Genomic DNA, 15,542 nt, shown 5'->3' with positions numbered 1-15,542 from the left:
CGCGGCGCGAAGCTTATGCAAACGGCACTAATCGCGTTGTTGCGCTTCTACAAGGTTGCTGTGAGCCCGCTGCTCGGCAGCCGGTGCCGTTTTTATCCCTCCTGTTCCGACTACGCGCGCGAGGCAATCCAGTATCATGGCGCCGCGCATGGCACGTATCTCGCCGCCAAAAGGCTTTGCCGCTGCCATCCGTTCTCGGCGGGCGGCGTCGATCTCGTGCCGCAGCCTTCCGATTCGCGATCAGATTCCACGCGGGTTTCCGAGCCGGCCGCGGAATTCGCTCAAGAAAAGCATTCACCACTAAACGGCGCTGATGCGCTTACCGATCGACACTGAGACAACGCATGGATATCAAACGCACCGTCCTATGGGTCATCTTCTTCGTGTCAGTTGTCATGCTGTTCGACAACTGGCAGCGCGACCATGGGCGCCCGTCGATGTTCTTCCCGAGCGCGACGCAGCCGGCCAAGACCGCCAGCAACCCCGCACCGGGCACGGCCGCATCGGGCGCGCAGCCTTCCGAATTGCCCAACTCGCCGGCCGGTACCGCCGCGCCGGGTTCGACGACGCCGCCCGCCACGGCGGCCGCGCAACTCGTCAAGTTCACGACGGACGTGTATTCCGGTGAGATCGACACGCGCGGCGGCACGCTTTCGAAGCTCTCGCTCGTGAAGGAAGGCGACGGCAAGCAGCCCGACCTTTACATCACCCTCTTCGATCACACGCCGACCCACACGTATCTCGCGCGCACGGGCCTGCTCGGCGGCGACTTCCCTAACCACAACGACATCTTCACGGCGGTGCCGGGCCAGACGTCCTTGTCGGGCGACGCGAAAACGCTGACGCTCGCGTTCGAATCGCCGGTTAAGGGTGGCGTGAAGGTCGTAAAAACCTACACGTTCACGCGTGGCAGCTACGTGATCAACGTCGATACGAAAATCGAGAACGTCGGTAGCGCGCCGGTCACGCCGAAGCTCTACATGGAACTCGTGCGCGACAACACGCCGGTGGAGACGCCGCGCTTCTCGCATACGTTCATCGGGCCAGCGGTCTACACGGATCAGCATCACTTCCAGAAGATCGACTTCAGCGATATCGACAAGAACAAGGCTACGTTCGCGCCTTCCGCCGACAACGGCTGGATTGCGATGGTGCAGCATTACTTCGCGTCGGCGTGGATTCCGCAGCAGGGCGCGAAGCGTGACATCTATGTGCAGAAGATCGATCCGGATTTGTATCGCGTGGGTGTGCAGCAGGCCGTGCAGACCATTGCGCCGGGACAGACCGCGACCGTCGATGCGCGTCTTTTCGCGGGTCCCGAAGAAGAGCGCATGCTGGAAGGTATCGCGCCGGGGCTCGAGCTTGTGAAGGATTACGGCATGGTGACGATCATCGCCAAGCCGCTTTTCTGGCTGCTCGAGAAGATCCACAGCTATGTCGGCAACTGGGGCTGGGCGATCGTGCTGCTTACGCTGCTCATCAAGGCTGTGTTCTTCCCGCTGTCGGCGGCGAGCTATAAGTCGATGGCGCGCATGAAGGAAATCACGCCGCGCATGCAACAGATTCGCGAGCGCTTCAAGAGCGATCCGCAGAAGATGAACGCGTCGCTGATGGAGCTTTACAAGACCGAGAAGGTGAACCCATTCGGCGGCTGCCTGCCGGTCGTGGTGCAGATTCCGGTGTTTATCTCGCTGTACTGGGTGCTGCTGTCGTCGGTGGAAATGCGCGGTGCACCGTGGATCGGCTGGATTCACGATCTGTCGCAACAAGACCCGTACTTCATCTTGCCGGTGCTGATGGCTGTATCGATGTTCCTGCAGACCAAGCTGAACCCGACGCCGCCGGACCCGGTTCAAGCCAAGATGATGATGTTCATGCCGATCGCGTTTTCGGTCATGTTCTTCTTCTTCCCGGCCGGTCTCGTGCTGTATTACGTGGTGAATAACGTGCTGTCGATCGCGCAGCAGTATTACATCACGCGCATGATGGGACAGCGGAAGAAGAAGGCGGCTTGAGGTTTCTTTAGGTTTGGATGTGGAAGTGGATTTGAAAACGCCCGGCATGCCGGGCGTTTTTGTTTGGTTCGACAGGCGGCTCATGAACTTAATATTTGAGCTCGTCCTCGAACTTGTCGACTTCGACCAGTAGTTGATCGATCATTGATCTGATATTGCGAAGCTTCGAGCGACGATCTTCATTTAACGCGCCTTGACCATACGAGACCGCGGGTTCATTTGCATAATTGTTCACGTAGCTGGAGGAGGAATCGCTTACTCCGAACTTCAACCAATTAACAGAACGGTTCAGCGCCTTCGACAGCATTTGTAAATGCTTTGGCCTGGGCATGTGTATGGCATCGAGCCAGTTTTTCACGGTTGTCGATGATACTTGTTCCGCGATGGGAACGTGGGCATCCAATAGGCGCCGGACATGTCTCAGATTCTCAAAATCAATAGCAGTCTCGGCGGGCCAATGCGCCTTTTTGGAAAGTCGCGCGCTCTCTTCAACCAGAGCGTCGCGAAACCGCCTTGCGAAGGCGAGCTTTACAGGATCGGTAACCATGGCGGCAGTGTCCGCGACATTGTTCAAGACGTGGTCAAGGTAAAACTTTTATAACTCAAGTTTTAACGGGCAGCTGATTGTCGGGAAGGCAGAAAACCTTGCGGGACAAGCGTTTAGCGACAATGGCCGGTACAGGCTAGATTTAGCCAACTCGATTGAAACATTCTGTCGCGCTGACGAATTCGAACGTTTACCGCTTCGCCGCCCCGTAAAACTGCTGCACAAGCTCCTCGACCAGATACCGATGATGCGGCGACAACGCCTCGATCTTCGACACAAGCTCGAGCGTTTCCCCGGACGCCGGGTATTGCTCATCCCGTACGAGCGGCTTTGGCGTCCCCTGAGCGATACCGCCCGGCGACGGTCCATAGTGCAGCCAGTGCAACTCCACCTTGAACCATCCGGCCAATACTTCCAGCTTGTCGATGGTCGGAATCGAACGCCCGGTGAGCCACTTGTGCGCCGTTTGAGGGGAAACCGCTTCGCCGTGATAACGGAGACTGAATTTTTTGGCGAGATCGGTCGCGCCGCGCAACTTCTCAGGTGCGCGGGTCATCGAGAACTTAAGCCGCTCGGAGAAATCGGCTTTTTCTTGTGGTGTAGGCATAGTGCAATTGTGCGAGCCAACCGTTGCCTATGCGTCAACCAATCGCGTTAGAAGTGGCGGAAATATTCGTCGTTTTATCTTGCGTAAGCGTTACCGATCGCTGCCAAAAAGCAATCAAGCGTCGCTCTCAGACCTCCGTCAGTGCTGCCTAAGCCACGAATTTGTTGTAGAAAACGGCGCGAGTTGCATGCGTTCGTCCGTATCTCAAATGAGATACGGCAAGAATTTTCCTAACGGGCGTGATGTCCGCAGCTACGCGTCTCAGCGCGATACAATCCCCGCACCCGAAATCCCTGCTTTCCTCACATGCTCAGCAACGACTCCGATCCGATTGTCGCCATCGCCACCGCGCCCGGACGCGGCGGGATTGGCGTCGTGCGGCTGTCGTTCGGACGCGCGGGTGAGCGCGCCGCGCACCTCGCGATGTTCGCGCTGTGCGGCCAATCGTTGAACGCGCGCCACGCTAGCTACGTGCCGTTTCTCGACGGCAACGGCGAGGCGCTCGATCGCGGCATCGCGCTCTACTTTCCCGCGCCGCACTCATACAGCGGCGAATATGTTCTTGAATTGCAGGGTCACGGCGGCCCGATCGTGCTTCAACTCGTGCTGCAACGCGCGCTCGACGTCGGACGCGAGTTCGGCCTGAGACTTGCCGAGCCCGGTGAATTCACGCGACGCGCGTTTCTCAACGACAAGCTCGATCTCGCACAGGCCGAAGCCGTCGCCGATCTGATCGAGGCCAGCACGGAAGCCGCCGCGCGCTCCGCGGGCCGCTCGCTCGAAGGCGCGTTTTCGCGCGAAATCCACGCGCTCGTCGAAGACGTCATCAATTTGCGGATGCTGGTTGAAGCGACTCTGGACTTCCCCGAGGAAGAGATCGACTTCCTGGAAGCAGCGGACGCGCGCGGCAAGCTCGCGCGCATTCGCGAGCGCTTGAACACCGTCCTCGCCGATGCACGACAGGGCGCCTTGCTGCGCGAAGGCTTATCGGTCGTGCTGGCCGGGCAGCCGAACGTGGGCAAGTCGTCGCTGCTGAACGCGCTGGCCGGCGCGGAGCTCGCTATCGTCACGCCGATTGCCGGCACCACGCGCGACAAGGTCGCTCAGACCATTCAAGTGGAAGGCATACCGCTGCATATCATCGATACGGCGGGGCTGCGCGACACCGAAGACGAAGTCGAGCGAATTGGTATCGAGCGGACTTGGGGTGAGATCGAGCGCGCCGACGTCGTGTTGCATTTGCTCGACGCCCGCAACGGGATGACGAGCGAAGACGACGCGATCGCCGCGCGTTTCCCCGGTGGTGTGCCGGTCGTGCGCGTGCTGAACAAAACGGACCTGGCGGGCGCACCAGCCGCAAGCCGAGACGCGGACGGCGACGCGCGCCAAGTCAATCTCTCGGCGAAAACGGGCGAAGGTATCGCGCTCTTGCGAGAAATGCTGCTCAAGATTGCCGGATGGCAGGCAGGCGCGGAGAGCGTGTATTTGGCGCGCGAACGGCATCTCATCGCGTTGCGGGCGGCGCGCGAACATCTGGCACTGGCGGCCGCCCACGCCGATCAGAACTCACAGGCGCTTGATTTATTCGCTGAAGAACTGCGCCTCGCTCAAGAAAATCTCAATGCAATCACGGGTGAGTTCACTTCCGATGATCTACTGGGCGTGATTTTCAGCCGGTTCTGCATCGGAAAGTAACTCAAGCGAGTTTCGGTTTCCCTATCTCCCGCAACTCGGCGCTCAGTTTGTCGCTTTCCTCCGGCCTTCCATGAAACGCGGCCGGCGTGTTCTGAAACAGCTCGACGCGATACACCCCGTCGCACATCGACAGAACCATGGTCTGAATCGCGTTCAGACTCGGATCGAGCGCCGCCGTGCCGCGTGGCCACATCCCTGCAACCGCACGCAAAAGCAAAGTCTGCCCGCTCGCCATGCGTCTGACTTCCCGCACCTTGGCCACGAAAAGCGGCGTCGGATGCTGCGCGAAAATCGGTTGCAGATGCGCTTCGATGCACGCGCGGCCATCGATCGTGCTGCCGTCGAATCCAACTAGACTGCCGCGCTCGGCGAAACGCGCGGCCATTGCTGCCGCGTCTTGACGATTCCAGTCATCGAGCAAGCCGAAAAATACGCGGCGCGCGCTAGTCGCCCAATCAGCAAATGCGGTTTGAGTCATGTCGCCCTCTTCCATGCAGCCGCGAAGACGCCGGCGCCCATGAGCAGCGCGCCGCCGGTCCGATTCACCGTGCGCTGCACGGAGGGCTTGCGAATTGCCCGACGCGCGCCCGATGCGAGCAACGCGTAAAAGAACGCGTTAGCCGCCGCCAGCCCGACGAAGGTTGCCTCGAATAGCGCGATTTGCGAGACGCTTGCCGCGTGGGGATCGATGAACTGCGGCAGAAACGCGACGAAGAAGATGATGCTCTTCGGGTTGAGCGTGGTTACCGCGTAGGCGTGGGCCAGGATGCGGCCGGTGCGCAGATCGTCGCCGGCCTTGACTGCGTCCGTGTCGATCACCGGCGCGCGCCACAACTTGATGCCCAAGTAAAACAGATACGCCGCGCCCACCCACTTGACCACCATGAACAGTTCCGCCGATGCCGCCAGCAAAACGCCGAGACCGAGCATGGAAGCCGTCATCGACGTGAGGTCGCCGAGCGCCACGCCGAGCGTCGTCGCGAGCGCGTACTTGCGCCCGTGCCCGAGCGCGTAGGACACGACCAGCAATACGGTCGGGCCAGGGATTGCAACAAGAATGGCTGATGCGATAGCGAACGGCAGCCACTGAGCGAGCGTCATGGGATATCTCCTGATTTCGTTGGGATCGATTTATCCATGAACGGCGGCGCGGCGCAATAGGCCGGAAGGCTAACTAGACATCTCGGCGAAGAATCGATTGCTTGGAAGGTTGGAAAGCGCTCTTGGTCGGGTAATGCGCCGCACAAGAATCGTGTTGAGATAAATCGCTACCATTGGCAAGTAATAACCGCTTCAATTTCCTCCAAATAGAGGTTTTTAATGCCTTTCATATCAATACGCTGCGTTCTGACGAACTAACGCAAGCGTGCGACATTCCGGCTTGTTGCAATCGCACACAACTTGAGCTTGCAAACTTTCAAACGTCAATTAGCATGGCTTTTGCATTTAGCGGCTTTTAAATACATAGCTAATTTCGAGACGAATTCGTTTGGAGGCTACTCAATGAAGAAGCGCGCCAGTTTTCTCGTTGCAATGGTAGGGACGTTCGCTATCGCTTGCGCTGCGCAGGCCCAGGACAGCGCGGTTCAAGCCCAACAGACATTCACATTTCGGCCTAACTCATATGGTTGCCTGTCCAAGGACAAATTCGATTCAGCCGATGAGCATGCGAAAGCTGGCGAGCATCAAAAGATGCAGCAATATTTCGAAGGCTTCGAATGCGTTTCGACGCCGGTCGATTCGCATTTTCGCGTATTGCGCGTAGTCGGACACGACATCGAATTCGTCAATGCCGCGAATAGCGATACGCAGGGAATGTGGACTGCCGACCGGTTTATTGAGCAGAAAGGGCTCTGAGTAATTACGAATGATGGTGGCCGACGCGCATCGAATAAATGCGCGTAGGTAAATCATTGCCGTTGAAAATGGTGCCATCTTTCGTGGCGGCGAACGCTCGCTGCGCGCATCTTATTCTTCCAATTTGTTCCTGAATCACCGCACAATGTCGGTCGCGTGAGCGTCGGCGTGCGGTGTCTTGGTATTTGTTCGCCGCCTCTTCTACTTTCCTTGCCGGTTTTCGACCGGCCTTTTGGTGTTGCATGGCCCTCAAATCGACAATCTACAAGGCGGACCTTCAGATCGCCGACATGGACCGCCACTATTACGGCGACCATTCCCTGACCATCGCGCGTCATCCTTCCGAGACCGACGAACGGATGATGGTGCGCGTCGCCGCTTTTGGCCTATTCGCGAGCGAACGACTGGAGTTTTGCAAAGGACTATCCGACACCGATGAACCCGATCTCTGGCAAAAGGACCTCACTGGTCAGATCGAGACGTGGATCGAGATTGGCCAGCCGGATGAGCGGCGTATCGCGAAAGCGAGCGGTCGCGCGGACCGCGTGGTGGTTATCGCGTATGCAGGCAGGACGAGCGACATCTGGTGGCAAGGTGTGAAGGGCAAGGTCGAGCGTCTGCAAAACGTGACGGTGTGGTCGCTTGAGGAGGGCGTCGGCGAGGCGCTTGGCAAGCTGGCCGAACGGACGATGCGGCTGCAGATGACGGTGCAGGATGGTGAGGCGTCGTTGGGAAGCGCGACGGTGGATCCGGTGATGATTCGGAAGGGGGTGTTTAAGGGGGCGGCGGTTTGATGTCGATGCGGGCGGGTTGAACGACGCGCAGTTTACGTGTGGGATGTCGTCAATGCGAAAAGGCTCAGCCGAATGGCTGAGCCTTTTGATTTTTCGTGGTGGAGAGGAGGAGGATCGAACAAATCCGGCTTTCGCTTGCCAGATATGGCCTATTTTGGCGGAGAAAATGATAATGCCCCCAAAAATGCCCCCGTTTGCATTGTCGTGTCCAACGCGAAGATCAGCGCGTTGACATGCTCAAATCGATCTAGGCTGTGTTGCGGAAAGGCGACAAGACTCGCTTATGTGTATCAATCTGAATTTCGGCTATTGCGTCTTGGCTTTGCCCTGCCACCGAAATGTAATTGCTGACGCCTAGGCCACCCCAGTAGCTCGGTGGCGCAGTCTGCAGCTAGCTTCGGTTCAATCTGCGGCGACGGCACGCCTAAACAAAGCGGCCCGAGTCGCGTTACTGCCCGCCGCGTGATCACGGGCAGATCGATGGTTCTGAGGTGAGATCGCCCTCTGCAGTTGGCGACTCCGAAGGAATGGACCAACATGCCGTATCCTCTGCCCACACCGCTCCAAGGTTTCGCAGACCGCCGTAGACCCCGTCTCGGGCGATGTCTCGCCCCATCATTTCAGAAGCCTTCACGACGATGGTTTGAATCGATGCCCCCCTTTCGCATCCGAGCAATATCTCTCGTACAGCGTCGACTAGCAACAATCTTCGCGGCCCTTCCCACTTCGAAAGATACAAGTACTGTCCGGCGCCCGAGCGGAACCTCTGATCGCGAGTAGCAATGGCGAGCATAACGGACCCTCCGCCGAGTAAATCGAACCTCTCAGCGGCCAAGCCGGCATAAGGCAGCAGTTCAGAAGTGTGCAGCCCTATTCCTCGGTCCTCGAGTTCTGTTGCAAGGCGATCCAAGATTTCACTGATCTCGGCCTCACTTAGTCCCAAATCTCTATCCAGCAGCCCCCAACGCCCGGACCCGAGTCTGAGAAGGTTTCCTCCGTCGAAGATTTGGAAGATGTCGTTGATCCCTCGCTCAGCGACAATTCGCTCCCTGATCTCCTTATAACTGAGGGGACAGCCGGCATTTTGAATAACCGATAAGATGGCCTGACGAATGTCGATACGATTGGCCGTACTCATCTGCTGACCTTTGTTGTGTACCCAAACCATGCGGCCCAGATAGGTCAGCGTGTTCGAGTTCTGCAAAGCGATGCACAACACATAGGGGTCCAAGTTGCCGTTGCAATCGACCCCGTTTGCATAGAGATGCTCGACCAATTCATTGCAGTGCCATTGTCTTTTAGCCTTCCCCTCACCGACAATCGCAAGCGTCTCTTGGACCAAGGCTTCTTCTTCTTCCGCATCGAGCGGAAAATGCTTTCGGAGACCAAAGGTGCCACGCCCGTACAAGAAAGCATATCTTCCACAAGCGGCATGAACGTAACGAGCGCGGTTATTTCCCCCATCGCGTCCACGCAACCGCTCAGCCACCTCCAAAAAGTGCAACGGCCGCTCTGATTCTGACAGTACCCCAAGAACCATTGCCTCCATTGAGGTTCCATAAGCGACAACGACTGGTTCACCGGCGCCTATTGTCGCCGTGTGCGCCTTCGCCACAGCGAGACGCCACAATTCCTCGCTAAATTCGGATCCTGAGAAAGGCAAGAGCCCGGACACGAGGGATTGCGCTTGGCTAACAGGCCAATTTTTACTCGCGGCCTCAGCCATGATCTCAGAGGCCTGTCGCATAGCAAGATCCCATTCATCCTGAGATAGTCGCGTCACATACTCGATGTGCTCGATCTCGACGAGGTGAAATCGACCATCCAAGAAATTGTCGAAGCAATAGGACAGCACCTTTGCGTTGGCGGCGATTCCATCGAGCCACGGCAATACCACATCCAAACCTAAAACGGGCAACGGTTCCAACGCCTTCGAAAGCGACATCGATAGGTTGGAATCCAGCAGCCTCCATATTGGAAGGTGTTGAATTTCAAGTTTCGCCGCCCTTTCTATTTGTCGGATTCTTTCTCTAGTCACCCCGACGTCCTCTGCGATTTCCTGCAAAGTTGCAGCTTCACAACGCAAGCCCATCCGCCTGCGTAGAACAACGTCCCTCCCCCATTTCAACCGCGGGAGGCTCGCAGCAAGTTCATCTAGGAAATAAGCACTAGGAGCGACGGGATCAAAGCTAGGGCTCGTCGGCTCAAGTCTAGATGCCTCAATTGGCCTCGCGAGACGATTCGCTTCTGAAAGACGCAGTGTCACGTCGGCATCGAAAGATGCCTTAAGCCTTTGTGCCACCTCGTTATCACATTTCCGGCCAAAGTTTGGCAGCTTTCGCAAGGCCTCCGGTGCGAAGAATCGGAGGTCTGCCACCGTCGAAATGTCTGCGGCACGGAGGCAGTTTCCGGCCCTCACTCCCAGCCCCAAGGCTGACACTGCAGTCTCGATAAACCAAGGCGGTAAGCAGCGTGCTAAGCTTCCAGCGTCCACATTCGATAAACTCGACGTGAGATATTCGAATCGCCGAACGCCCAGCGTAATCCGATGGATTGCCGCCAGTCCGGCCTCTTTCCTTTGATAGGATTGGTCATCAAATATTCCAGCATCTGCAACAGCCGCCGCCAACATTGGGTCTTCTGCCAAGATAGCGTTCAACCACTTCTCGCGTTTTCCAGTCAAATGAGGCGTAATCCGACGCTCTAAGTGCAGCAGCCATTCCTCTTTGCTGCCGGCCTCGGCTTCAACCTGATCAGCGGGGAACAAAGACTTTTGTGACACTGCCATTGTGTCGGTGAGCGGCTCAACTGGGATTGTGTATCCCCAACCTTCACATGACAGAAACAGCGGTATGCCTTCGACATCGCCGACAGGTTGAGGGAGGCAACGGCCCAAACCACCGAGACCGTATCGGGCGGACCCTGTGAGAAGGACCCGCCCTTCGTGCGCGGCAGCATAAGAAGCAAACGAGCGAGTGTCGGGCCGCGAAAAGCCAATATGAATAACACCGGTTGCGTCTAATGCACGCGGATACGAATTCCACGTGGCTACGAGATCCTCCAACTCGCGGTGAATCGTTATTTGCCAATCTCGACCTTCCTGCCACACCATCAGGAAGCAACGTAGCGTCTGCATTTTCTTATTCGCGAGAACCGGATAAAAGCTTTGCGAAGTCGATTTGACCACTGTCCGCGCGACGACCGAGCTCGTTCACACCCCATTCGGCCAGACGTTCCGCGCATCGATACACAGGCTCATCCCCGGTTTCGAAGAGTGCTTTGATCATGGCTTGTAGTTCGCCGTCGGGATCCAGCGATCCAATGTTAAAGATAGTCGTCTTCGGTGGAACTATTTCGTCCGGAATTACGCCTTGGCCAATTGCCAGTGCTATCGCAAACCGGTATCCATCCATCATCTCACGGAAGAATCCATTGTCCTTCAGATGCCGCAATCGTTCCGCTGCGCGCTCGGAAAGACCTACGCTAGTCGGTTCGTAAGCATTACTCACGCTAGTACCTCTTCGATTTGAGAATGTCGCGGAGTGATTTCCTTGATTTCATAGGAACGTCCTATCCGTGGCGCAATTACCGCCAGGTCGACATCTTTTCGGATCTCACCGTCGTGAACAAGCAAGACAAGCTGGGTTGTCGCAGTGGGCAAATATCGAATGATGTTGTCTCGGTGCTTCGTGTCCAGTCGTCCGAACGGTGTGTCCATCACTACCGGGCCGACCGAGCGTCCAGTCTGAGAAAGCCCGTCTATCAATGACAAAGCAACGATCTGTTCCGCTCCCGCGGATCTGATAGACACTGGACGGCCGTTCTCGTCCAGAATCGTCAGGCCATAGTTTTTATTGATTTGTAACGACTTATAAGACGCCTGACTTATCATCTTGCGGAAAGCTTCTGTCGCCTTCGCCTCCACCTTCGAACGCAGCGAATCCCGAAGACGCTCGACGCTGTCACCGAACACTCTCTCGAGTTGCATCAGAACCCGCACTTCAGCCGAGCTTCGTTGAGCCCGCGCTTGGGGAATCCCATCTATCGTGCGCGCGATGATTTGAAGCTGCTTTTTAACTTCGTCTAATGCTTCGATTTTGGTGGAGATTGAATTTTCGATAAGCGTTTCGTTTTTGAACAACTGATCACGCAACGCCCTTTTTCGTGCCGCCTCAGGTGGATCGAACCCCTCAACTTCTTGGTTAAGCATCTCAATTTCGTTTTCGATGCGCGTGTACGACACTTCGTTTTGGCTGATTGTCGAGTCCAAACGAGCGATACTTCCGGCGACGGGGGCGCTCTCCAACCTCGCAAGCGAAGTAATCTCGGAAGTCACCTGAGCATAGGCCTCATGTTTAGCCTCGAACTCCGTTATCTTCCCTTGCAACTCACCCAACTCTCGGCCAGCAGCTTGCTTGCGGTCGACTGGAACTTGGGATCCGCAAGTCGGGCACGCAGCATCGGACAAAATCGCACTTAACGTTGCGATGTGACTTTGCATCGCAGCACGTTCGGTTAAGGCGTCAGCGATCTTTTTCTGCTCCGCGCGCAAGTGATCAAGCTTAATTTTGATTTTCGGCTGGAGCAGATCCTTCCACGCAAGCTTAAGCAAATCCAGCTTTTCTTCGTGAAGCTTCTTTTGCTGAACGATAATATCGTCTTTCCGTGATTCAAGCGCATCAATCCGAGCCTGGGCCTTTTGGGCGGCCTCCGTTTTCTTAAGATCGTCGTCTAGCTCACGCCTCTGCTTTTGGACATCTTGATATCGAGCCTTGAGACCGATAACGTCGGCCTCGTGCGCAGCTTGCTTCTGCTGATATCGCTCTTGCTGTTCTGCCTGCCGTTCTAACCCGGCCACCTGAGCGAGGTCCTTACTCTGACGCCGCTGCGCAGCTCGCAAAAGGGTTGTGACATCTTCCCGACCATAGATAAGAGCCGGAACACCCAGCACTTTTTCGATTGCTGCCTTGATATTTCGCCCTTGATCACTTCCCTCGATCAAGAGACTCTCGTACTCTTGTAAAAGCTCACCATCAAATAGAAAAAAACGAGATACTTGCTCTGGCGCAAATTGATTGATTTCAGCTTCGACTAGATTGCCGTTCACCGCCATGCCGTCTTTCAAAAGCGCAGTGAACACTTCGAAATCTTCTTTTCGAGTAGGCGTAGCTACCACCGGGCGCTTAGTACTCCGCCGCCTCAATTCATATTTATGGCCGCCGGCTTCGAACTGAAGCGCAACTTCCATCTCCCAATTCCCTTCGAGCGTCGCTTCTTTGTTGTGCAAGTCGTGGAGAGAAATTTCGCTAGAGTGACGACCGACCGCCCGGCCGTAAAAGGCCCACCGAATGGCGTTCAGGAGGCTCGTCTTGCCGCGCATGTTGTCGCCGAACACGACCATAACGTTTTTTACGGAGTCGTCCGGAAAATTTACGGTCTGCGTGCCCTTGTAGGGCATGAAATTCTTCATTGTTAGACGTTGGAGCTTCATGCCTTATCCTTGATCATCTGCGCCAATATATTCTTCTATTAATTTCCCAAGCTCTTGAGAAGCGATTGGCGACTCACGATTAAATTGATGAGTACGTTCTATAACGTAGGCCGCCTCTATTAGCCCCGGAGACAAAGTTGGCTCGAGCTCCTCTGCACTTCCTAGGAGGGCTTTTAGCCCCATGTCTTGGCTATTGTCAGTCATCGTCAAGCTCTTCCTCTATTCCCTCTTCAGATTTTTCATCCGGATCGAAACCGATTTCTGCGGCAATCGCTCGCAATTCGGCGTCGGCACCGCCATTAAAAGCATCATGCGCGAACTCTAAAGCGCGCACAAATTCCGATCGCAACAATGCAAGCTGTTCGGGTTCGTCGCTAACAGAAACCGGCACGACGATTGCATCATGAATCACAGCGAGAGTCTTTCCAGTGATAGATCGAAGCACGCGCCCCCGTCGCTGTATAAATTGGCGGGGATTTTGACTGGAAGCGAGCACGAGCGCATGCGATATTGCGGGTATGTCCACACCTTCGTCGAGGCATCTGATGGATACCAAGATCCCGCCAAAGATTTTGAACCACTCAAGCGTGCCCTCCTTGTCACCTTGCATGTTCGAATGATATTCGGTGGACGCCAAGCCTGCACCGCTTAAAGCAACACGCACGTCCCTCAGTTGCTCCAGATCTTCGCAGTAAACCAACCATCGCGCGCCTTCTTCGAACTCTGAGGAAAGGACATTAACCGCTAGCGCAATTTTGTTGGCGGCCTTCTTTGCAATGCGTGACCGTTGAATAAGCAATAATTTAGCTTTATCGCTCAGATAGTGTGCCCCATCCGCGCCTCGGCTACGGCCAACCTCGCGGGAGATAGCCTTAGACAGTTCCTTCCAATCCTCGGCCTCGTCAGCAGTTAGACGCACAGGATGAGGGAAGTACTGGTATTCAACCAAGCGCCCGGCGGCGATAGCATCGCGCAGCGTTATTGGTGGGGGCAGGATCGGTCCGAAGTAGCCGAAGATGCGGGCTGTCCCTTCAGGATCGCCGTATCGTTCCGGAGTCGCTGACAGACCTAGCCTAGGTCCACAACGCAGTGATAAAGACTTTGCATTGAAGGAGCTCCCAATTTGATGAACCTCATCAGCCGCAAGCATCAAGTGCGGACCATGACATAGGAGGGATTGAAATGAGTCCGTGGCCGCGGTTTGCATGGTCGCAATAATTACCCGTGGCCCAAGGGTGCAATCATCGCTTGAAATGCTTCTCAAACGCGTGCCTTGCCGCCACGAGCTATGGCCCGCACCGGCGAGCATTCGCGCGGCCTCAGGCATTTCAGCCGAGATTTCCGCGTTCCACTGCGCCAGCAGCAGGCGGCTCGGTACTAATACTAGGGCTGGCAGCCCCTGGGCGACATGGGCACGCATCGCTGAAATCGCGGTGAACGTCTTCCCACTTCCAGTAGCGTGCTGCAGAACCCCTTTCCTCCCGGCCTGCTCCCATGCGGAAATGGCCGCAGCTTGATGCGGTAAAACGTTACGCTTAAGGCTCTTTGTTCGCTTCGGGATTGAATCCTCAAAGAGGGCGGTTTCAATTGCTGACAAGGACGGCAGAGTCTCTTCGATTAGCTTGCGCCTTACTGCCTCTGGAAAATCCTCGACAGTCACGTCCGGCGCGACCTTACCCCACAGCGCCTCGAAATCGTCGGTGTGGCGCTGAACTCGCCCCGCCTCTGCCAAGCCCCTCCATGAACAAAAGGCTTCGATCGATTCGAAATTTCCAGTCGGATCCCACCCGTTCCAAGTCTCATTTGCGGAGCCAATGAAACTCAATGCGTTGCCGAAGCGATCTCGGAAGATGCCGATCTTTTCATGATATAGACCGTAGCTTTTCGGGCGGACTGCAATTTTTATATCGAGTACACCTGTCGCGACAAGTGTCGCAAGTACCCGCGTTCGATAGTTAGTCTCCGGTTGAGAAATGAGAAGCGCTAGCTCTCCTTCCAACTCGGCGCTCAAATTTAGCTCTCTATCGCGATAGCCGGCTTCGATGCTCGCTGTGTCCGCAGGATGCAGTGACGGCGAACACACCAGACGAATTTTGCCGCCGCGTTTCGCAAACTCGATGGTTTCTGGTCCGACGACGAGATAGATTGACGAGCGAAAATAGCCGACCGCTCGATCGTAGAAGGCCGAGTTCAGCAAACACGGATGATAAAAATCGCGGATGGGATCAGATGTTCCAGTGCGATAACGCTGAGAAAACGCAATGGACGACAACCCCAACCCCGCTGCGGCCCCGCTTTTCATTTGGCCCCTTTTTTGATGCGCCAATTTTTAATTCGCTTCGATGGCATGTTTACGGCATCTTGCATCGTTTTCTGAAGTCGCGAAACTGGAACCTTTAATTTTGCCCCGTACTCCCCAGTTCGCCTCCCCGCGGGCCGTATGCATGTCGCACGCCTTTGAGTTGCGTGCGGTTGCCCTTTGCGGCAAAATGTAATACGTAAACCTAGGTCAATAATGTAATCCACAGGAAATCTC

General features: G+C 56.0%; 15 protein-coding genes. 5 read left to right on the top strand and 10 right to left on the bottom strand.

Annotated features, from left to right (window positions below; genetic code table 11):
- The first annotated feature begins 15 nt into the window (after positions 1–15).
- The gene (yidD, locus tag NCT03_RS00235) at positions 16–336 is read left to right on the top strand and encodes a membrane protein insertion efficiency factor YidD (RefSeq protein ID WP_244826708.1); all 321 of its coding nucleotides are present in this window, start codon (positions 16–18) and stop codon (positions 334–336) included.
- A gap of 8 nt (positions 337–344) precedes the next feature.
- Positions 345–2,015 carry a membrane protein insertase YidC gene (gene yidC, locus NCT03_RS00230; RefSeq protein ID WP_250462440.1) on the top strand — a complete coding sequence of 557 codons (1,671 nt, stop codon included), beginning with the start codon at positions 345–347 and terminating at the stop codon, positions 2,013–2,015.
- Between the two features lie 88 nt (positions 2,016–2,103).
- Here the strand turns inward: yidC and NCT03_RS00225 are convergent, their stop codons facing one another.
- A complete protein-coding gene (locus NCT03_RS00225; protein ID WP_250491632.1) occupies positions 2,104–2,562 on the bottom strand; it encodes a hypothetical protein in 459 nt (152 codons plus the stop codon).
- Between the two features lie 190 nt (positions 2,563–2,752).
- Positions 2,753–3,169 (bottom strand): transcriptional regulator, encoded by a 417-nt coding sequence (locus NCT03_RS00220; RefSeq protein ID WP_250491631.1) that lies wholly within the window; start codon positions 3,167–3,169, stop codon positions 2,753–2,755.
- 306 nt (positions 3,170–3,475) lie between these two features.
- Here NCT03_RS00220 and mnmE point away from each other — a divergent pair, with 306 nt between their 5' ends.
- Positions 3,476–4,864 (top strand): tRNA uridine-5-carboxymethylaminomethyl(34) synthesis GTPase MnmE, encoded by a 1,389-nt coding sequence (gene mnmE / locus NCT03_RS00215; protein ID WP_250491630.1) that lies wholly within the window; start codon positions 3,476–3,478, stop codon positions 4,862–4,864.
- 1 nt (position 4,865) lies between these two features.
- Here the strand turns inward: mnmE and NCT03_RS00210 are convergent, their stop codons facing one another.
- A complete protein-coding gene (locus tag NCT03_RS00210; RefSeq protein WP_244826703.1) occupies positions 4,866–5,342 on the bottom strand; it encodes an SgcJ/EcaC family oxidoreductase in 477 nt (158 codons plus the stop codon).
- Positions 5,339–5,965, bottom strand: coding sequence for a LysE family translocator (locus NCT03_RS00205; RefSeq protein ID WP_250491629.1), 627 nt, complete (start codon positions 5,963–5,965; stop codon positions 5,339–5,341). The genes NCT03_RS00210 and NCT03_RS00205 overlap by 4 nt, the downstream gene beginning before the upstream one ends.
- A gap of 402 nt (positions 5,966–6,367) precedes the next feature.
- On the opposite strand from NCT03_RS00205, the gene sap1 reads away from it, so the two are divergent.
- Positions 6,368–6,721 (top strand): surface attachment protein Sap1, encoded by a 354-nt coding sequence (sap1, locus tag NCT03_RS00200; protein ID WP_250491628.1) that lies wholly within the window; start codon positions 6,368–6,370, stop codon positions 6,719–6,721.
- Between the two features lie 4 nt (positions 6,722–6,725).
- Here the strand turns inward: sap1 and NCT03_RS00195 are convergent, their stop codons facing one another.
- Entirely contained in the window at positions 6,726–6,965 is a 240-nt protein-coding gene (locus NCT03_RS00195; RefSeq protein ID WP_250491627.1) for a hypothetical protein, read from the bottom strand.
- Between NCT03_RS00195 and NCT03_RS00190 the strand changes: the two genes are divergently transcribed.
- Positions 6,964–7,515 carry a YaeQ family protein gene (locus tag NCT03_RS00190; RefSeq protein ID WP_250462431.1) on the top strand — a complete coding sequence of 184 codons (552 nt, stop codon included), beginning with the start codon at positions 6,964–6,966 and terminating at the stop codon, positions 7,513–7,515. The two genes, NCT03_RS00195 and NCT03_RS00190, sit on opposite strands and share 2 nt — an antisense overlap.
- Positions 7,516–7,981: 466 nt before the next feature.
- Here the strand turns inward: NCT03_RS00190 and NCT03_RS00185 are convergent, their stop codons facing one another.
- From NCT03_RS00185 to NCT03_RS00165, 5 genes are read right to left on the bottom strand one after another with little or no spacing between them, the layout of a single operon-like run.
- The gene (locus NCT03_RS00185; protein WP_250491626.1) at positions 7,982–10,702 is read right to left on the bottom strand and encodes a DNA-directed RNA polymerase subunit alpha C-terminal domain-containing protein; all 2,721 of its coding nucleotides are present in this window, start codon (positions 10,700–10,702) and stop codon (positions 7,982–7,984) included.
- Positions 10,656–11,024, bottom strand: a complete 369-nt coding sequence (locus NCT03_RS00180; RefSeq protein WP_250491625.1) for a hypothetical protein — start codon at positions 11,022–11,024, stop codon at positions 10,656–10,658. The genes NCT03_RS00185 and NCT03_RS00180 overlap by 47 nt, the downstream gene beginning before the upstream one ends.
- Positions 11,021–13,006: an AAA family ATPase gene (locus NCT03_RS00175; protein WP_250491624.1), complete on the bottom strand. Its 1,986-nt coding sequence runs from the start codon at positions 13,004–13,006 to the stop codon at positions 11,021–11,023. Before NCT03_RS00175 ends, NCT03_RS00180 begins: the two co-directional genes overlap by 4 nt.
- A gap of 3 nt (positions 13,007–13,009) precedes the next feature.
- On the bottom strand, positions 13,010–13,210 hold the full coding sequence (locus NCT03_RS00170; protein WP_250491623.1) for a hypothetical protein: 201 nt from the start codon (positions 13,208–13,210) through the stop codon (positions 13,010–13,012).
- The gene (locus tag NCT03_RS00165; protein WP_250491622.1) at positions 13,203–15,332 is read right to left on the bottom strand and encodes a DEAD/DEAH box helicase family protein; all 2,130 of its coding nucleotides are present in this window, start codon (positions 15,330–15,332) and stop codon (positions 13,203–13,205) included. The genes NCT03_RS00170 and NCT03_RS00165 overlap by 8 nt, the downstream gene beginning before the upstream one ends.
- Positions 15,333–15,542 lie beyond the last annotated feature (210 nt).

Origin of the sequence: Caballeronia sp. GAWG1-1 (genome assembly GCF_023631465.1) — a bacterium.
Taxonomy (GTDB): Bacteria; Pseudomonadota; Gammaproteobacteria; order Burkholderiales; family Burkholderiaceae; genus Caballeronia.
This window is presented reverse-complemented; position numbering and strand designations above follow the sequence as displayed.